This window comes from Amycolatopsis sp. CFH S0740, from assembly GCF_004522315.1.
Lineage (GTDB): Bacteria > Actinomycetota > Actinomycetes > Mycobacteriales > Pseudonocardiaceae > Amycolatopsis > Amycolatopsis nivea.
Genome location: NZ_SDLS01000003.1, coordinates 414963 through 433381, shown reverse-complemented (window position 1 = coordinate 433381; position 18419 = coordinate 414963). Strand labels below are relative to the sequence as shown.

Annotated in this window: 13 protein-coding genes and 1 tRNA gene; 4 read left to right on the top strand and 10 right to left on the bottom strand. The window is 67.4% G+C overall.

Annotated features, from left to right (window positions below; all coding sequences use genetic code 11):
• Positions 1-15: 15 nt before the first annotated feature.
• Entirely contained in the window at positions 16-576 is a 561-nt protein-coding gene (locus EIZ45_RS08275) for a TetR/AcrR family transcriptional regulator (protein WP_009085017.1), read from the bottom strand.
• Positions 573-899, bottom strand: coding sequence for a multidrug efflux SMR transporter (locus tag EIZ45_RS08270; protein ID WP_037808919.1), 327 nt, complete (start codon positions 897-899; stop codon positions 573-575). The genes EIZ45_RS08275 and EIZ45_RS08270 overlap by 4 nt, the downstream gene beginning before the upstream one ends.
• Before the next feature lie 169 nt (positions 900-1068).
• On the opposite strand from EIZ45_RS08270, the gene EIZ45_RS08265 reads away from it, so the two are divergent.
• Both EIZ45_RS08265 and EIZ45_RS08260 read left to right on the top strand, forming a co-directional pair.
• Positions 1069-3360, top strand: a complete 2292-nt coding sequence (locus EIZ45_RS08265; protein WP_037808921.1) for a (Fe-S)-binding protein — start codon at positions 1069-1071, stop codon at positions 3358-3360.
• A 79-nt stretch (positions 3361-3439) separates the two neighbouring features.
• Positions 3440-4432, top strand: coding sequence for a cation diffusion facilitator family transporter (locus EIZ45_RS08260; RefSeq protein ID WP_043831598.1), 993 nt, complete (start codon positions 3440-3442; stop codon positions 4430-4432).
• On the opposite strand, the gene EIZ45_RS08255 is transcribed toward EIZ45_RS08260, so the two are convergent.
• The 4 genes from EIZ45_RS08255 to EIZ45_RS08240 form a co-directional block, all read right to left on the bottom strand.
• Positions 4426-5115: a CAP domain-containing protein gene (locus EIZ45_RS08255; protein WP_205670005.1), complete on the bottom strand. Its 690-nt coding sequence runs from the start codon at positions 5113-5115 to the stop codon at positions 4426-4428. The two genes, EIZ45_RS08260 and EIZ45_RS08255, sit on opposite strands and share 7 nt — an antisense overlap.
• A 103-nt stretch (positions 5116-5218) precedes the next feature.
• The gene (gene rph, locus EIZ45_RS08250; protein WP_134664295.1) at positions 5219-7810 is read right to left on the bottom strand and encodes a rifamycin-inactivating phosphotransferase; all 2592 of its coding nucleotides are present in this window, start codon (positions 7808-7810) and stop codon (positions 5219-5221) included.
• Between the two features lie 174 nt (positions 7811-7984).
• A complete protein-coding gene (locus EIZ45_RS08245) occupies positions 7985-11971 on the bottom strand; it encodes a DUF11 domain-containing protein (RefSeq protein ID WP_134736037.1) in 3987 nt (1328 codons plus the stop codon).
• A 63-nt stretch (positions 11972-12034) separates the two neighbouring features.
• A complete protein-coding gene (locus EIZ45_RS08240) occupies positions 12035-12505 on the bottom strand; it encodes a MarR family winged helix-turn-helix transcriptional regulator (RefSeq protein ID WP_134664293.1) in 471 nt (156 codons plus the stop codon).
• Between the two features lie 71 nt (positions 12506-12576).
• Here EIZ45_RS08240 and EIZ45_RS08235 point away from each other — a divergent pair, with 71 nt between their 5' ends.
• A complete protein-coding gene (locus EIZ45_RS08235) occupies positions 12577-13773 on the top strand; it encodes an NAD(P)/FAD-dependent oxidoreductase (protein WP_134664291.1) in 1197 nt (398 codons plus the stop codon).
• Here EIZ45_RS08235 and dcd read toward each other — a convergent pair.
• Both dcd and EIZ45_RS08225 read right to left on the bottom strand, forming a co-directional pair.
• Positions 13770-14351, bottom strand: a complete 582-nt coding sequence (dcd, locus tag EIZ45_RS08230; protein ID WP_037354328.1) for a dCTP deaminase — start codon at positions 14349-14351, stop codon at positions 13770-13772. The two genes, EIZ45_RS08235 and dcd, sit on opposite strands and share 4 nt — an antisense overlap.
• On the bottom strand, positions 14338-15546 hold the full coding sequence (locus EIZ45_RS08225) for an oxygenase MpaB family protein (protein WP_134664289.1): 1209 nt from the start codon (positions 15544-15546) through the stop codon (positions 14338-14340). The genes dcd and EIZ45_RS08225 overlap by 14 nt, the downstream gene beginning before the upstream one ends.
• A gap of 115 nt (positions 15547-15661) precedes the next feature.
• On the opposite strand from EIZ45_RS08225, the gene EIZ45_RS08220 reads away from it, so the two are divergent.
• Positions 15662-15732, top strand: a tRNA-Gly gene (locus EIZ45_RS08220).
• Between the two features lie 334 nt (positions 15733-16066).
• On the opposite strand, the gene EIZ45_RS08215 is transcribed toward EIZ45_RS08220, so the two are convergent.
• Together EIZ45_RS08215 and EIZ45_RS08205 are read right to left on the bottom strand one after the other, a co-directional pair.
• A complete protein-coding gene (locus EIZ45_RS08215; protein WP_037808933.1) occupies positions 16067-16480 on the bottom strand; it encodes a type II toxin-antitoxin system VapC family toxin in 414 nt (137 codons plus the stop codon).
• Between the two features lie 459 nt (positions 16481-16939).
• Positions 16940-18322, bottom strand: a complete 1383-nt coding sequence (locus tag EIZ45_RS08205; protein WP_134664285.1) for an amino acid permease — start codon at positions 18320-18322, stop codon at positions 16940-16942.
• Between the last annotated feature and the right edge of the window lie 97 nt (positions 18323-18419).

Here is an 18419-nt window from a genome sequence, read left to right as displayed (position 1 = left end):
GAAACTCCACCGAATTCAGGCGGGCTTGAGCAGGTAATCCACCACCGGACGCAGCTCCTCCGCGGACGGCGGCTCGTCGTCGATCAGCCCCTGGATCAGCAGCCCGTCGATACCCGCGAGAAACACCCGGAACGCGACCTCGTCGTCATGCCGGACCATCGACGTCAACACATCCAGCCACCGCCGCGCCGCCGGGCGCAGCTCGGGTTTGCGCGCGGCCAGCAGGTACAGCTCGTACTCCGCCATCGTGCGACCCCGCCGCGGCCCGAGCGCCTCGGCGAGCAGGCCAGCCACCTCTTCGGCACCGCGGCTGCCGCGCGACCGGGCGCGGTCGATCATCCAGTACACCTCGGTCGCCATGTCGCGCGCGCACGAGATGAGCGTCGCTACGAGCAGGTCGTCCAGCGAGGAGAAGTGATAGGTCGTGGACGTCGTCGGCACGCCCGCTTCAGCGGCGACCGTGCGGTGCGTGACCCCGGCGACGCCGTCGCGTTCGATCACTCGCAGGGTCGCCTCGATGATCTCCGTCCGGCGCTTCTCGCCGCGCGCCTTGCGGCCGTCCGTCTGGATTTTCACGACTGGCTCCCGACCTCGATGAGCACCACCCCGCCGACCACGAGCACCAGCCCGGAGATCACCGCGAGGTTGATCGGCTCCTTCAAAAACAGCACGCCGACCAGCGCGACCAGCGCCACGCCCGCCGCGGCCCAGATCGCGTAGGCCACCCCGATGGGCAGCCCGAGCTTCAGCACCCGCGACAGCGCGAAGAACGCCAGCCCGTACCCGACGACCACCAGGATCGACGGCGTCACCTTGGAAAAGCCCTCGGAGAGTTTGAGCGAAATCGTGGCGGTCACTTCTGCGGCGATGGCCAAAGCGAGGTACAAGTAAGCACCCATAGCACAATAAAGTACCTGAACGATCGTCCCACTTGCTAGCGAGGCGTGCACCACATCGGTGGGACTTGGGACCGTCGGACCGGTTACCCATCAGTAAGAAGCGTTACCCTGCTCGGCACCGGCGCGCTCGCGCGGCGGCACCACCACACCGGACGAAAGGCACCCGACGATGGGCGCTGTACAGCTGACGCTCGGGGGGATTTCCGTCCTCCTGGGCATCGTCGCCTGGGGAATGTTCATCGCGACCATTGCCCGCTTCGTGCGGGTGATCAAGCTCGGCCAGCCGGACGCCACCCGCAACGGCCCGTTCATGGCGCGCTTGATGACCCTCATCAAAGAGTTCGCGGCGCACACCCGCATGGCGAAGTTCCGCCAGGTCGCCCCGTGGCACTGGCTGGTCATGTGGGGCTTCCTGATCGGGTCGCTCGCGCTCTTCGAGGCCTACGGCGAGGTGTTCGTCCCGACCTGGGGCTGGCCGATCCTCGAGGACTGGTCGCTGTGGAGCCTCCTGATGGAGCTGCTCGGCGTCGGCACGGTCGTCGGCGGCGTCGCGCTCGCGATCATCCGGCAGCTGAACCACCCGCGCCGGGCCGATCGGCTGTCGCGCTTCGCCGGCTCGAACTTCAAGTGGGCCTACTTCGTCGAGGCCGTGGTGATCGTCGAGGGCATCGGCATCATCGGCGTGCGCGCCGGCAAGGCCGCGATGCACGTCCACGAGACGCCGACCTGGGCCGCTTTCGTCTCGAACCCGCTCAGCGAGCTGCTGCCCTCGAGCGCGGCGCTGGTGTCGGTGTTCGCCTTCATCAAGCTGATGAGCGCCACGGTCTGGCTGATCGTCGTGGCCCGCACGATGACCATGGGCATCGCCTGGCACCGGTTCAGCGCGTTCTTCAACATCTACTTCAAGCGCGAGGCGGACGGCGGCGTCGCACTCGGCAAGGTCAAGCCGATGATGAGCAAGGGCAAGGTGCTCGACCTCGAAGAGGCGGACCCGGACGAGGACACCTTCGGCGTCGGCGCGATCGAGGACTTCAGCTGGAAGGGCTGGCTGGACTTCTCCACCTGCACCGAATGCGGCCGTTGCCAGTCGCAGTGCCCGGCGTGGAACACCGGCAAGCCGCTGTCGCCGAAGCTGCTCATCACGCAGCTTCGCGACCACGCCTACGCGAAGGCACCCTACCTGCTCGCGGGCGGCAAGCGCGACATGGCCGGTGACGAGGTCGGCCTGTCCGGCGACAACATGTACGCGGGCATCGACGTCCTCGCGATCGCTGAGTCGCAGAAGGCGCTCGTCGGCGACGACGGCGGCGTAATTGACCCGGACGTCCTGTGGTCCTGCACTTCCTGCGGTGCCTGCGTCGAGCAGTGCCCGGTCGACATCGAGCACGTCGACCACATCGTGGACATGCGCCGCTACCAGGTGATGATCGAGTCGTCGTTCCCCACGGAGCTGAACGGCATGTTCAAGAACCTGGAGAACAAGGGCAACCCGTGGGGCCAGAACGCCAAGGACCGCCTGCAGTGGACGGAAGACCTCGACTTCGAGGTCCCGGTCTTCGACGGCGACCTCGGCGACGCCGAGTACCTGTTCTGGGTCGGCTGCGCCGGTGCGTTCGAGGACCGCGCGAAGAAGACCACGCGTGCCGTCGCGGAACTGCTGCACATCGCGGGCGTCAAGTACACCGTGCTCGGCTCGGAGGAGTCCTGCACCGGTGACCCGGCTCGCCGCGCGGGCAACGAGTTCCTGTTCCAGATGCTGGCGCAGCAGAACGTCGAGGTGCTGAACTCGGTGTTCGAGGGCCGGGAACGCAAGGCTCGCAAGGTGGTCGTCACCTGTGCGCACTGCTTCAACACCCTCGCCAACGAGTACCCGGAGCTGGGCGGCCAGTTCGACGTCGTGCACCACACGCAGTTGCTGAACCGCCTGGTGCGGGAGAAGCACCTGACGCCGGTCGCGCCGGTCGCCGAGGACGTCACCTACCACGACCCCTGCTACCTGGGCCGGCACAACAAGGTCTACGACGCTCCCCGCGAGCTCGTCGGCGCGTCCGGCGCGCAGCTGCGCGAAATGCCGCGGCACGGCGACCGCTCGATGTGCTGCGGCGCGGGCGGCGCGCGGATGTGGATGGAAGAGAAGATCGGCAAGCGGATCAACGTCGAGCGCGTGGACGAGGCGCTCGGCACCGCTCCGTCGAAGATCGCCACCGGCTGCCCGTTCTGCCGCGTGATGCTCACCGACGGCGTCACCTCGCGCCAGAGCGACGGTATGGCGAGCGAAAAGGTCGAGGTCGTGGACGTCGCGCAGCTGCTGCTCACCGCGGTGAAGCGCAAGCCGGAGCCGGCGCTGGTCGCCTCGGGCGCGCCGTCGCTGGACGAATCGGACGCGGAACTGTCCGCCAAGCCGGACGTCCCGACCGACGAGAAGCCGACCGGAACACCGTTGCCCGAGGGCGACGACTGACCCGGTCAGCACTGAAGACGACCCTTTCAGCCTCGCGCTGGAGGGGCCGTTTTCGGCTGCGGCCATTAGGCTTTCCGGCGTGAGCGACGAATCGGAGGGCGGCGGCGAAAGCACTCTCACCGTGGTGCTGGCCGGTGGGGTGAACCTGGCGATCGCGGTGCTGAAGCTCGTCGCGGGCATCATCACCGGATCGGGCGCGATGCTGTCCGAGGCCGCGCATTCGGTCGCCGACACCATCACCGAGGTGCTGCTGCTCACCGCGTTGAAACGGTCCGAGCGGCCCGCGGATCGCCGCCATCCGTTCGGGTACGGCAAGGAGCGGTACTTCTGGTCGCTGCTGGCCGCGGTGTCGATCTTCGCTTCCGGTGCGGTTTTCGCGCTGTACGAAGGATTCACCACCGTTTTCGGGGAAGGCGCGGAGCAGACGAAACCAATCGTCGGCTACATCGTGCTGGCGCTGGCTTTCGCGCTCGAATCGGTGTCGTGGGCGCAGGCGGTCCGCCAGGTCCGGCGCGACGCGAAAGCCGAGCAGCGGCCGTTCTTCGCCTATCTGCGGATGATCGACGACCCGGCGCCCAAGACGGTGCTCTTCGAGGACTCGGCGGCGCTGGTCGGGCTGCTGCTCGCGTTCGCCGGGATCGGGCTGCACCAGCTGACCGGCTCGGACGTGTGGGACGGCATCGCGTCGATCCTCATCGGCGTGCTGCTCGCGTGCGTCGCGTACCTGCTCGGCAGCACGAACCGCGGTCTGCTGGTCGGCAGGCAGGCGGATCCGCGCCTGGTCCGCGGCATCCGGGATCATCTCAGGGCCGCGCCGGAAATCGACGCGTTAGTGGATCTGCAGACCATGCTGATGGGCACCGATCACGTCCTGGTCTGCGCCCGCGTGGACTTCGATGACGCTCTCGGCGCCGCCGACCTGGAACGCGCGTGCGTGCGGATGGCCGACGAATTGGGCGAGCGGTTCCCGGACGTCGCCGAGGTGTTCATCGAACCGGTGCCGCGGACGGATCCAAAGCTGCGCGCGACGGTGCTGGCCCGGTACGGCGTGCCGCCGCGACCGAATCAGTAGCCGAAATCCTGCGTCCAGTACCAGCCGTCGGTCGTGACGCCGACGCCCAGCTTCTTCAACGAGCAGTTGAGGATGTTCTTGCGGTGCCCGCTGGAGTTCATCCACATCCGCATCACCTGGTCCGCGCTGGTCGCGCCCTTCGCGATGTTCTCCGCGCCCGGTTTGGGATATCCCGCGGCGGTAATGCGGTCGGCGAAGCTCTCGCCTTCCGGGGTGTCGTGGGAGAAATAGTCGCGCTGGGACATGTCGTCGCTGTGTGCCTGCGCCGCCTGGTCGAGCTGGGGTTCCTCAGCCACCGGATCGCAGCCCGCCTTGTCCCGCTCGTCGTTGACCAGTGCGATGACCTGGCCCGCCAGCGTCGGCGCGCTGCGCGGCTTGGGTGCCGGCTTCGCGCTGCTGCTCGTCGAAGTGTCCTCTTTGGACTCTTCAGTCGACGGCGGTGGCGGGGGCGGCGCGGGAGTGGCCGAGGTCGACGGTGGCGCCGTAGTCGCGGGCGCACTGCTGCTCGGTGTCGCCGACGTGGAGGACGCCGGCGACACCGCGAACGGTCTCAGCGCCCCCGAGGACAACCCGCCGTCGCGCGTTTCCGGGACAGCGACGCTCAGTGTGTCGAGGTGCCCGGAGCGCAGCGCGAACGTCCCGCCAGCTGCTCCGAGCCCCCCGAAGAGAACACTGAGAGTCACACTTACGACCCGGACGCGCACACTAATGGAGGACACAGCCGCGGAAACTATCACGAACTGATTACGATGGTTACCTCCAAATGGCGCAGCGGCCGGAGACCCACTACCCAGCGTCGAGGACCTCGACGTACCCGTCCGTCCCGTTGACGCGGATCCGTTGTCCGTCCTTGATCAGCTTCGTGGCGTTCTGCACGCCGACGACCGCGGGCAGGCCGTACTCCCGCGCGATCACCGCGCCGTGCGTCATCTGGCCGCCGACCTCGGTCACCAGGCCGGTGATCGCCACGAACAGCGGTGACCAGCTCGGATCCGTGTACGCCGTGACGAGGATGTCGCCCGGTTCGAGATCGGCGTCGCCGAGATCCAGGATGACGCGGGCGCGGCCCTCGATCGTCCCGGCGGACACCGGCAGCCCACCCAACGCGCCTTCGGGCAGGTCGTCGCGGCGGTAGCTGCCGGAAACGGCCTCGCCGTCCGACGTGAGCACGCGGGGCGGCGTCATCGATTCATAGGACCGGAACGCTTCCTTGCGCTGCTGGATCAGCTCGCGGTCGACCTCGCTCGTCCGCACGACCTCCTGGAATTCCTGCAGGCGCAAGAAAAAGAGGTCCTCCGGCTCGTCGAGGACACCAGCCCGCACCAGCCGCTCGGCCTCGCCCAGCAGAGCTTCCTTGTATACGAAATAGCGGCTGATCATGCCGTACTTCGGATACTCGCGGTACCCGGTGAACGTGCGGACGCGCTCGATCATCCGCTCGGTTTCCTCGGCCTTCGCCGCGCCGTCCGGCAAGGCACGCAACCGTTCCAGGACCTCCTGCGCCTTGTCCAGCGCTTCCTGACGGCCCTGTTCGAAGCGGCGCTGCCCGGCCCCCGGCTCGAAGTTTTTGATGTTGGACAACAACATCGGCACCAGCGCGACCGGCTGTTCGCTCCACCGCGGCCGGGTAATGTCGATCTCGCCGACGCAGCGCATCCCGTACTTGTCGAGGTACCCCTGGATCGCGGCGCGCGATTCCTCCCCGCCGGCCAGCTTCGGCAGTTCGTCCAGGAACCCGTTGTCCTCGACGTCCTGAAGGAACGCGACGACCTCGGGATGGGCGCGGAGCACGTCGGCGACATCGAGGAGCGCCAGCCCCATCTCCGCGGTGACGTTGTGCGGGACGGACTGGGTGAGCGTGTCGGCGACATTCTTTTCGCCAAGCCACTCTTGGAGGTGGTCATTCAGCCACCAGGTCGCCTGCATCGCCGCGGTGAACACCTGGTGGCTGCGCCGGTCGAAGAGGATCCGGCGCATTTCCTCGACGTCCTCGAAAATGAAGTCGAGCAGTTCGCTGCCGGACTTCGCAGCGATTTCTCGCTGCAGCTTGGCGATGGAGGCCTCGCTGTGCTGGATCAGCTCGGTGACGACGGCCGGATCGGTTTCGATGGTGGCCGGTGCGGCGCCGGGGATCTGCTCGCCGGGTCCGTCGTCGTCGGACAGCGGGAGGAAGCCCTCGCGGGAAAGGACGGTCTCCAGCGCGTCCGCCATCAGCGGATCGGATTTCCCTACCACCGCGAGGAAACTGGCGCGGCTCTTGGGCACCGACAGCAACGCGGTGGCGTCCGCGAACAGCCGCCCGCCCGCCTCGGCCATCGGACGCGGGGTCGTCAACTGCCAGACCGACAGGCCCAGCGGCTTCATCGCGTCGGTCATCATCTGCTGGTGGCCGACGGAAAGGTAGACGTGGTTTCCCTCGTCGGCGGCCGCCGGGAGCGGGAACAGCGTGGTGATCGGGCGGCTCTGCACGATCTGGAACTCGTCGTCGGCCAGGCACCATTCGATGTCCTGCGGGCGGCCGAAATGCGCCTCGATCGTGCGGCCGAGTTCCACCAGCCGCAGGACCTGGTCGTCGGTCAGCGCGGCCTGTTCCTGCTGGTCCGCGTCGATCACCTGCTCTTCGGTGCCGCCGCCCTCGACGGCCAGGATGGCGCGTTGCTTGGCGGAGATCGCCTTGTCGACGATCGCGCCGTCGCGCAGCTGGTAGTTGTCGGCGTTGACCAGACCGGAAACCAGCGCCTCGCCGAGCCCGAAGCTGGCCTCCACGACGGCGGTCTTCCGATTGGACGTCACCGGGTCGGCGGTGAAGAGCACCCCGGCCGCCTGCGGGAACACCATCTGCTGCACGACCACGGCCATGTGGACTTTCCGGTGGTCAAAGCCGTTGCGCAGCCGGTAGGTCACCGCGCGTTCGGTGAACAGCGACGCCCAGCACCGGCTGATGTGCCGCAGGACCGCCTCCGCGCCAAGGACATTGAGGTAGGTGTCCTGCTGCCCGGCGAAGGACGCGCCCGGAAGGTCCTCCGCGGTCGCGCTCGACCGGACCGCGTAGGCGCGTCCGTCCACCAGCGCGTCGGTGATCTCCTTCGCCAGATCGTCCGGGATCGCGATCGCTTCCAGCGCTTGTCGGATCTCCGCGCTGCCCTCGCTGATCGCGTCCCGGTCGTCCGGGTTCAGGTTCGCCAACCGGTCCAGCGGCCCGGCCAGTTCCGGCGCGTTCTCGATGATCCGCTCGAACGCTTCGGTCGTCACGCAAAAACCGGGCGGCACGCGGACCCCGTCGATCCGCGCGAGTTCGCCCAGATGCGCGCCCTTGCCCCCGACGATCGCGACCTGCTCCCGGTCGATCTGCCCGAGACCGAGCACGTAGCTGCCCATTCGTTCGTTTCCCCCGTCTGTGGTCGTTCCCGGCTTTCGCTCGCCTGTCGGACGGAAGCCGGGTCGGCTGGAGATTCTGCGGTACCACCCGGGTCTTGCGGCAAGCCCCCCGATGCGTTATAAGTTAAATACGGCAGGGAGAGATATTCTTCGCTGCCTTTTCTTTTGCCCGCTTCAAGGGCTCACCTTCGTCGTCGTGGTGGCTTCCTTGGTCACCGGGCGTCCGGTCTGATCGGTCGCGGTCGCGGTGGTCGTCGTGGTGACGTCCGCGCGAGCCGAAAGCGTGCAGGCCCTGGTGACCTGTTCGCCAGGGGCCAGCTGGGTGACGGTGAACGAGCAGGCCGGGTCCGCGGCGCGAACGGTCACGTCGTGCAAAAGCGCGTCGCCGGTATTGCGGAGGGTGCTCACGTAGGTCACCGGGTCACCCGGCCGGATCGGCTGGTCCAGGTGATCGCGGCGCAGGTCTAACGCCGGGTGCAGCACCGCGAAGTCGGCTTTCCCGGTCGCGGTCACCGGCGGGCCCCACGGGGCGGCTGCGGTCGCGGTGAGCGGGGCGGCGCTTGCCGGTGCGACGCACTGGTAGCGCTGGGTTCCGCCGACCGGCAGCTCGGCGAAGGCGTGCGCACAGGCAGGGTCGCCGGCCACCCGGACGTCGTGCAGCGGCTGGTCGCCGGTGTTGGTCACCACGACCTCGAACGGCACCGCGTCGTCGGCTCGATACGCGCTGCCGGTGGCGTGTTTCGCGACGGACAGCGCGGGCTTCTTCACCTTGAACGACGCCTGGGCGGAAGCGTTGACCGTTCGCTGCGTCGGGTCGGTGCCGGTCACCTTCGCAGTGTTCGTGAACCCGGCCGCGCCCGCGGTGATCGAGCACTGGTATTCGATCTGCGCGTCCGGGGCCAGGCTCGGGATCTGGTGCGCGCAGGCCGGGGTGCGATCGTCCACAACGGACACCGCGGTCAGCGGGACGTCGCCGACGTTGCGGACCAGCAGCGAGAAGGTGACCTTGTCGCCCTGGCGCACCTCGTACGGCTGGGCGTCCTTCATGATCGCGAGTTCCGGGTGGATGACGTCGATCTTCGCCGAGCCGGACGCGGTGACCGGGCGGTTCGTGGGGTCGGTTCCGGAGAGGGTGGCGAGGACGGCGAAGTCGTCCGGTTTGGCCTTCACCGTGCACTGGTAGCTCTGCGCGGCACCGGGTTCGAGGCGGTCGAACTTCTTCGGGCACGCGGGATCAGTGCTGGTCACCGCGGTGAGCGGGACGTCGCCGGTGTTGGTGACGGAGACCGTCACGGTGAGAGGGTCGCCGACCCGCGCGACGGTCGGGTTCGCCGAGGTCAGCACGGTGAGCGCGGGATGGATCACGTCGATGTGCGCGTCAGCGGACGCGGTGAGCGGCGGGCCGACCGGCGGGGTGCCGGCGACGTGCGCGGTGCTGACCGCGTCGTCGGCCGGGGCGGGGATGGTGCAGTCGTAGGTTTTGTTCGCTTTCGGGGCGAGGGTGTCGAGGGCTTTCGCGCATGGGCCCTGGTCGGTGACCTTGACGGCGGTCAGCGGGGCGTCGCCGGTGTTGGTCGCGGTGATGGTGAAGGTGACCGGGTCGCCGGCGCGGAAGGGTCCGCCGTGCACGGTCTTCGTCAACGACAATCCCGGGTGCACGACGGTGAACGCAGCGTCCGCGGTGGCGGTGACCGTGCCGCCGATCGGGTCTGCGGCGGTCACCTTCGCGGTGTTCGAGTAACCGTCATGCCCGGCTTTCGTGGTGCAGGTGCAGTGCTGTTCTTCGCCAACAGCCAGGGTGGGGAAGTCGCGGGCACAGCCGGGGGTCTTTTCGTCCACAATGGACACCTTGGCCAGCGGGACGTCTCCGCTGTTGCGCACGGTGATCGTGAAGGTGACTTCGTCCCCTTCGCGCACCTGCGTCGGCGCGACAGTTTGGGTGAGCTGGACGGCGGGGTGGATGACGTCGACGTGTGCGCTCGCGTTCGCGGTGACCGGGCGGCCGGACGGGTCGGTGCCGGTGACCGTCGCGTCGCTGGTGAGGTCGTCCGTCGCGGGCCGAGTGCAGGTGTAGGTCTGCTTTGCCTGCGGGGCAAGGGTTCCCAGCCGCTTCGCGCATTCCGGGACATTCGGGTCGGCGACCTGGGTGTCGCGGAGTTCGGTGTCGCCGGCGTTCGTGACGGTCAGGGTGAACGTCGCGGGTTCACCCGGGCGCACGACGGTCGGCGCCACGCTCTGCGCGAGCGTGACGAGCGGGTGGATCACGTCGATTGCTGCCTCCGTCGCCGCCGTCACCGGCGTTCCGACCGGCGGTTTCGCGGTGACCTGCAGTGCTTCTGTCACGTCGGCGCCCGGTGCGGTGGTGGTGCAGTCGAACGTCCAGTTGGCTCCGGGGGCGAGGGTGTCGTGCTGTTGTGCGCAACCTTCGGCACGGGCCATCGTCGTGACGGCCAGTCCGGTGAGCGGCACGTCGCCGGTGTTCGCCACGACGACATGGATTGCGATGGAGTCGTTTTCGCGGAACGGTCCACCTTGGACAGTCGCGGTCAAGGTGACTGCCGGATGCTGCACGGTGAACGACGCGCTCGCCTTTGCGGTGACTGGACGGCCGGTCGGGTCGGTGCCGGTGACGGTCAGGTCGTTCGTGAAGCCTTGCGTTCCGGCGACCGTGGTGCAGGTGAACGTCTGCTTTCCTTGTGCGGCAACGGTCCCGAGGGTTCGCGCGCATTCCGCGACCCGGTCGTCTGCCACGGTAACGTCATGGAACTCGGCGTCGCCAGTGTTGCTTACCGTGACCGTGAAGGTGACACGGTTCCCCTCGCGCACCTGCGCGGGCGCGGCGGCGACGGTGGCTTCCAACGTCGGGTGAACCACATCGATCCGCGCCTCCGCGGTCGCGCGCTGTGTCGTTCCGAGCTGATCTTTGCCAGTCGCGACAACGGTATTCGTCACGTCGTCCGCCGGAGCTAACTGTTCGCACTTGTACGCCTCGACCGCATTGGGTGCCAACGTGCCGAACTTGCGGACACAACCGGGCACGTTGTCGTCGGCCACCGCGACGTCGTCGAGCGGCACGTCCCCGGTGTTGCGCACGGTGACAGCGAAGGTGACACGGTCCCCCTCGCGCACCTGCGCGGGGGAGGCGGCAGCGGTGACCGCGAGGGCCGGATGGATCACCGTGACGGTGGCCGAGGACTTGGCCGTGACCGGTCGGCCGGTGGCGTCCGTACCCGTGGCGGTGACGCTGTTTGTGGTGGTGAGCGCGGGTTTCGCGGTGCAGGAGTAGGTCTGCTGGGTGCCCGGCGTCAGTACGCCGAAGGACCGCGAGCACTCCGGAGTCAGGTCGTCGGTGACGTCGACCGGGTTGAGCGGGCTGTCACCGGTGTTGCGCACGGTGATCTTCCAGGCGACCTGGTCCCCGCCGTGCACCACCGGCGGGACAGCCTCCTTGGAAACGGAGATCGCGGGCGTGATGAGGGGGACTTTCGCGTCCGCGGTCGAGCTGACGACTTTGCCGAGCGGGTCGATGCCCTTCACGGCCGCGCGAGTTCCGTTCGGCAGCGGCACGGTTGCCGTGCAGGTGCCCACCACCGATTGGCCCGGCGCAAGGGCTCCGATGGCGCGTGCGCACGAGGGGACCGCTGGGTCGGCGATGGTCACGTCGTGCAGCGGAACGTCGCCGGTGTTGCTGGTCTTGAGCGTGAAGGTCGCCTGATCGCCAGCACGGTAAGCCGGTTTGTCGACCTGTTGACTCAACTTCAGGGCCGGGCGGAGGACATCGACGTTGCTGCCCGCCGAAGCCGACACCTGCTGCCCGCCGGAACCCACGCCAGTCGCCTTGACCGTGGCGACAAACCCCTTCTCCGGCGCGGCGAACGTGCATTGATAACGCGCACTGGCCCCCGGAGCGAGGGTGCCGATCTTCTTGCCGCACTGCGGGTTCCGCTCGTCCACGACGTCCACATCGGACACCGGGACGGAAGCCGGATTCGTCACGCTGACCGTGAACGTCACCTGGTCGCCCGCGTGCACCCGATGCGGTTCGGCGACCGCCGTGACCTGCAATTCCTGCGCCGGCCGGGGTGCCGCATACGCCGCGGGGGTCAGCAGAGTGGCCACCAGGCCGAGGACTAAGAGCAGACGTTTCCCGGCCGAAACCATGCGGGCAAGTTTTCCACCATCCGGTGACGCCGCGGCGATTTCTTACCCGGCAGTGGGATTACCTCACTCCGCTGAGCGATGAGTGAGACGCACGGTTGACTCGTGGGTGATCGCCGCCGCCTGATCGAGGAAACCGATCACCGTTTGGAGTTGCTCGTCGGAGTAGCCGGCCGCGACCGACTTCGTCGCGGCGACGATGTAGTCCCACAGCGGCGCGACGCGCTCGACGTTCGCCGGGTCGACCCGGACGAGGACCTTCCGCCGGTCGTCGGGATGCGGCATCCGGTTGACGACGCCCTTGCGCTCGAGCCGGTCGACCAGCGCGGTGACCGACGCGGGCGCGAGCCCGGCGTACTCGGCCAGCTCCTTCGGCGTGAGCGGACCGAGCCGGGCGAGGTAGTCGGCGACCTTGCTCTCGACCGGCGAAAGACCGTTCTGCTCGGCGAGCGCGGTGTGGAACATGACCGTCTCGGTCGACAGCACCCGCGCACGAAGCAGCAGCTCAGCGACCAGATCCTCGCGTTCGCTTGACATGCCCCGGAGTCTAGCGGACTATTTAGTTCGATAGAACGAATTACTTTCCAAGATATTCGAAGGGCCGAATCATGGCACGGATCTTGATCGCGGGCGGGGGCATCGCGGGGGCGATCACCGCGATCGCGCTGCACGAGGTGGGGCACGAACCGGTCCTGTACGAGGCGTACGACCGCAGCGCGGAAGGGGTCGGCGCGTTCCTGACGCTCGCCGTGAACGGCCTCGACGCGCTGACGCCGTTAGGGCTGAAACCGCTGGTCAAAGACCTGGGTTTCGACACGCCGCGGATGACGCTCGGGCTCGGCAACGGGCGCCGGCTCAGCGAGTTCCCGCTCGGCGGCGCGCTGCCGGACGGCACGGTGAGCCAGACCGTCCTGCGCTCCGATCTCTACGTGACGCTGCGCGACGAAGCGGTCAGACGCGGCGTGCGCACGGAGTTCGGCAAGCGGCTGACCGGTGCCGAACAGTCGGCGGACGGCGTCACCGCGGTCTTCGCCGACGGCACGAAAACCCACGGCGACCTGCTGATCGGCGCGGACGGGCTGCGGTCGACAGTCCGCCGGATCCTGGATCCCTCCGCCCCGTCGCCGCGGTACGTGCCGCTGCTCAACACCGGCGGTTTCGCCCGCGGCCTCGACCTCGACGACGAGCCCGGCATCATGCACATGGTGTTCGGCCGCAAGGCGTTCTTCGCGCACGTGCTCGCCCCGGACGGCGCGGTCTGGTGGTTCGCGAACGTGCCGCACGCCAGCGAACCGACCGAATCCGACCTCGCCGCGATGCGCGGCCCCGGCTGGCGGAAGCGGCTGCTCGACCTGGTCCGCGCGGACCGCACTCCGGCCGCGGCGATCATCGAGGCCAGCGAAAACATCTACGAACCGTGGGCGACGTACGACTTCCCGACGGTCCCGGTGTGGCATCGCGGCCGGATCGGCCTCATCGGCGACGCCGCGCACGCGACGTCACCGGCGGCCGGGCAGGGTGCGGCGATGGCGATCGAGGACGCGGTGACGCTCGCGATGTGCCTGCGCGACGTCGCCGACCCGGCGGCCGCGTTGACCACCTTCGAGGCGCTGCGCCGCGAGCGAGTGGAAGCCGTTGTGGCCCAAGGCAAACGCAACGGCGACGCCAAAGCCCCCGGCCCGATCGGCCGGGTGCTCCGGGACTTCTTCATCACGCGCGCGATGCGCAAACCGGCAACCGACGACCCGAACCGGTTCATGTGGGAGCACCGGATCGACTGGGCGGCCCCGGTGAAGGCGGCTTAGCGCCAGGTGTCGACGCGGTGGAAGTTCTTGTACGCGCGGCTCGGCGTCGGCCCGCGCTGCCCCTGGTAGCGGGAGCCGGCCTCGCTGGAGCCGTACGGGAATTCCGCCGAGCTGGACAGCCGGAAAATGCACAGCTGGCCGATTTTCATCCCGGGCCACAGCGTGATCGGCAGGTTCGCGACGTTCGACAGCTCGAGCGTGATGTGCCCGGAGAAGCCGGGGTCGATGAAGCCCGCGGTGGAGTGGGTGAGCAGCCCGAGGCGGCCGAGGGAGGATTTGCCCTCGAGCCGTCCGGCGAGGTCGTCGGCGAGCCGGACCTGCTCGAACGTGGACCCGAGCACGAACTCGCCGGGGTGCAGCACGAACGGCTCGTCGCCCTCTTTTTCGACCAGCGAGGTCAGCTCGTCCTGCTGCAATTGCGGGTCGATGTGGGTGTACTTGCTGTTGTCGAAGACCCGGAAGTAGCGGTCGAGCCGGACGTCGATGCTGGACGGCTGGACCATGGCAGGGTCGAAGGGGTCGATGCCGAGACGGTCGGCGTCGAGCTCTTTGCGGAGGTCACGGTCACTGAGCAGCACGGATGCAGCCTATCGGGCGGGCAGGCGCGGCCGGGGCACCCCTCCGTCCGAACACCGCGTCCATCCGCTTGAGGTACCGCCGCCGCCCGAACGCGCCGAGCGCTTCCTGCAGCGCAGTCGCACCGGGCACCAGCTGCCGCACGGTCTCCGCCGCGTAATTCACCCCCGCGGCGGCGAGCACCGCGGCCTGCGCGACCGGGTTGTCCGGCAGCCCGAGAAAGTCGGCGTTGTCCCGCCCGAGCACGAGCCGGCTGATCGCGGAATGCACGCCGACGTTCACCTGTGCGAGCACCTTCCCGGCCGCCCCGCGCCCCTCGCCGATCGCCGCGTGCGTGTCGACGAGGGCGCGGGCGAGCCGGATTGAGTCGTCGTCAGGGATGAATTCGGTGGCGGCGAGCATCCAGAGCAACCGCCAGGCGTCGTCCTCATCCGCGGGCAGCAGCTCGTCGGCGACGCCCATCAGCCAGCCGACGTAGCGCCAAAGATGCAGGATGTCGGCCTTCTCGCGGGCGGTGTAGCGGAGGCCGAGCAGCTGGGTGCCGAAGACGTAGACGAGCGAGAAGAGCAGGAGCGTGCCCGCGGTCTGGACCTGATTGACCGGCCGGTCCCACCGCTCGTAATCCCAGTCGGCCCGGTGGTTCATCGCACGCCGGACGTGCGCGTGCACCAGCCGGATCCTGAGCGCGGCCTGATACCCCGTGCGGTGCTTTTGGAGCGCCCCCGGCGTGGTGACGTCAATCCACCACGCGGCGGTCTCCACCAACCGCCGCGGTGCCCGGTGCTCGATTTCCCCGGTCCCGACCAGGGATTTCGTCGCGCGCGAGGCCAGGTAGCCGCCCATGAGCGACATGTCGCCAAGCGGGAAAAGCCCGAGCAGCCCGGTGCGGGTGATGGCCTTCGCGCCGCGGACGAGCCTTTGCTGGTCGACCCAGTACGGGGTGGCCTCGACCTGGTCGATGAAGGCTTTCAACTCCGGGTGAACCTGTTCCCCCGCCAACGCCTGGTCGACGCGGCTTTGCTGGTGAGGCTCCCGATGCAGCCACTCGACGACGGCGTCGGCCAGGGCGTCTTCCTGCTGCGCGAAGGTGCGAAGCCGCTTGAGCTGCGCTTCGTCGGCGGTTGCACCCCGGCTCCGGGCGGCCAGCCGGAACCCGCCTTGCCGGAACATCTCAGGAGACATCTCGGGGTCGTCCATCGCGCACCTCCGCACCGTGGGTCGACAACAAGTGTTGTCACTTTGGCGGGGGAGCGTCAAGGCGTGGCCCCGCTGGACATGGGGGTGCCGTGGTTGTGTATGCTGGCGGAGCACTGCGGATGTAGTTCAATGGTAGAACATCAGCTTCCCAAGCTGAATACGCGGGTTCGATTCCCGTCATCCGCTCTCATAGAGAAGCCCCAGGTCAGTGGTTGTCCACTTTAGACCTGGGGCTTTCTTTATCTGCGCTCTTCACTTCTCGCGTGCGAGCCCGCGGACTAGCGTCGACCAAGCGAGGCAGTCCTCCGCTAACGATCCGGAGGAGACCGTCCGCGCCGCAACTCGTATCGCTCATTCGCCCTCATCAAAGTCGGGCGTGTGGCGCATCTGCACGGAGCTGAGCCTGCCCTGGGTCGGAGTCGTGATCTGAGACGAGCAGCCTCTCAAGAGGTGATCTACGGGGCGGAACGATTTATCCGACACAGTCTTCGCTGCGGCCTTCTTGTCTCTGCCGAAGACACTAGGAAGGCAGTAGGGTGAACGACGAAATATGCCTTGGCTTGACAACCGAGAAATGACGCGTATCGAGGGTTGCCACCCGCGTAATGCCGAGCCGCTCAGCCAGTGCGATGACGCACGCATCGGCGGTTCCCAACGGGAGATCCGCGTACTTCTCCACAAGGTCGGCTGCCCGCGCGATATCGGCGAGCATCATGGACTCGACGGTGTAGAGCCCGTCAGCGACGTCGCGAAGAAAATCGGCTTCCGCTGAAGCGCCGGCACGCGAGCCAAGCATGTAGCCAATTTCCACAAGCAGCGGCTCCGGCAAGATCAGTGGCTCTAGAGTCGAAGCCAGGAGTTCGGTACAGCGTTCGTGGTCGTCATCGCGCCGGTTGCCCATGGCGACCACGACTCCAGTGTCGACCAGGATCACGCCGATTTGCCCGATCCGCTGCCAAGCTCTCGACGGGCCACTTCCTTGGCGCGCCGGCCTAGGTCATGTTCACCTTCGAACACGCCTACCGTGCGAAACCGCCGACGCGGCGGTTCAGCGTCTGGTGACACCTCCGCCAGCTGCCGAAGCGCCGCCAACGCAGCGGATACCCGTTCGTCGGGAACCGCCTCGAGGAGGCGTCGAGCCTCTTCACGAGGAGCGCCCGGATCAGGGGCTTCGCTAGTCGCCATGCCACCATCCTAGCTGCAACCACACACAATTCCGACGAACGCGAAGTACGCAATCGCTACTGCGGGTGCACTTGAGCAGCTCTACGCATCAACCGGAAGAGGCTCGGCCCCAGGTCGGAGGCCAGGGCGAGGATCACGGTCAGGGCCCCGTAAGCGTTGCCCTACTGGCTGGTTACGACACCACCCGCCCGACTTGACGGTGCTCGCGTTATCCGGCCTCGGACATCGCGTCTTCCTTCGGCTCCGACGGCGTTACCCTGCGGTGGAACCAAAACAGCCCGCACAACACCGCCAGCCACACGACCCCGACGAGCAGCGCCAGGCGGGTGTCCTCGGCGAACGCCATCACCACGAAGATGAACACCATGAACACCATCGTCAGAACCTGGCCCACCGGCCAAAACGGCACCGGGAACTCCAGATCAGCGGCAGACGAGCGACGTCGCGAGCGGTAGTGCGTAAGCAGGATCATGAACCAAACCCACACCGTCGCGAAGGTGCCCACCGAAGCGATCAGCAGGAAAGCACTGTTCGGCAACAGATAGTTCAAGACAACAGCCAAACTCAGGGCAGCAGCAACCACCAGGACGGTCATCCACGGGATGCCATTACGCGTAACCCGTGCCATCACAGCGGGGGCTTGGCCGCGTCGAGCCAGGCCATAGATCATTCGGCCGGCACCGAAGATGTCGCTGTTGATCGCGGACAACGCCGCGGTCACCACGACGATGTTCAAAACCGTTGCGGCAGAATGCAATCCCAGGCCGGCAAAGATTTGGACGAAGGGGCTTCCCGAAGTGCTGATCGTGTTCCACGGGTTCAGCATCATGATGATCGCCAGGGTCGCCACGTAGAAAAGCAAAACCCGGACGGGGACCGTATTGACCGCTTTTGGCATGGCGGTGCGCGGGTCTTCGGATTCGGCGGCGGTGAGGCCCAAAATCTCCGTACCGCCGAAGGCGAACATCACCAAGGCGAACGAAGCGATGAAACCGCTTACCCCCTTGGGGAACCAGCCGCCGTGGGACCAGAGGTTGGTTACGCTGCCGGAACTCGAACCCAGGCCGAAGATCAGGATTGCCGCGCCGCCGAGGATCATCGCTACGATGGCGACTACCTTGACCAGCGTGAACCAGAACTCCAGTTCACCGTAAACCCGTACGCTCACCAGGTTCGCGGCGGCGATGACCAGGATCGTGAGCACTACCCAGATCCACCGTGGCACATCGGGGAACCAGAATCCCATGTACACAGCCAAAGCCGTGACATCGGCGACGCAAACGATCACCATCTCGAACGCGTACGTCCAGCCGGTCAGGAAACCTGCCAAGGGACCCAGGTGCTTCCGTGCGTATTCGCCGAAAGAACCGGGCGCGGGATCGTTGACGGCCATTTCGCCCAAAGCGCGCAGCACGAAGAAAATCGCCGCGCCGCCAATGAGATACGCGAGCAGCACCGACGGTCCGGCCTTGGCGATCGTGTCCGAGGAGCCGTAGAACAATCCGGTGCCGATCGCCGAACCTAGGGCGATGAACCGGATGTGCCTGCCGTTCAACCGGCGGCTCAAACCGTCCCCGGACTTCGTCGTCATCGACGGAACCTCCCGAAATCAGTGGCCCGCGTGCGAGCGGGTCGGCACAGTAGAACTGATCCGGCCCGGACCGCCCAACCAACGACTCCCGGAAAGC

What these genes read in the sequence shown, in the direction of transcription:
- EIZ45_RS08235 (WP_134664291.1), top strand. Translation starts at nt 12,577, where the DNA reads ATGGCACGGATCTTGATCGCGGGCGGGGGCATCGCGGGGGCGATCACC.
- EIZ45_RS08245 (WP_134736037.1), bottom strand. Translation starts at nt 11,971, where the DNA reads ATGGTTTCGGCCGGGAAACGTCTGCTCTTAGTCCTCGGCCTGGTGGCC.
- EIZ45_RS08240 (WP_134664293.1), bottom strand. Translation starts at nt 12,505, where the DNA reads ATGTCAAGCGAACGCGAGGATCTGGTCGCTGAGCTGCTGCTTCGTGCG.
- EIZ45_RS08205 (WP_134664285.1), bottom strand. Translation starts at nt 18,322, where the DNA reads ATGACGACGAAGTCCGGGGACGGTTTGAGCCGCCGGTTGAACGGCAGG.
- EIZ45_RS08270 (WP_037808919.1), bottom strand. Translation starts at nt 899, where the DNA reads ATGGGTGCTTACTTGTACCTCGCTTTGGCCATCGCCGCAGAAGTGACC.
- rph (WP_134664295.1), bottom strand. Translation starts at nt 7,810, where the DNA reads ATGGGCAGCTACGTGCTCGGTCTCGGGCAGATCGACCGGGAGCAGGTC.
- EIZ45_RS08225 (WP_134664289.1), bottom strand. Translation starts at nt 15,546, where the DNA reads ATGGACGACCCCGAGATGTCTCCTGAGATGTTCCGGCAAGGCGGGTTC.
- EIZ45_RS08265 (WP_037808921.1), top strand. Translation starts at nt 1,069, where the DNA reads ATGGGCGCTGTACAGCTGACGCTCGGGGGGATTTCCGTCCTCCTGGGC.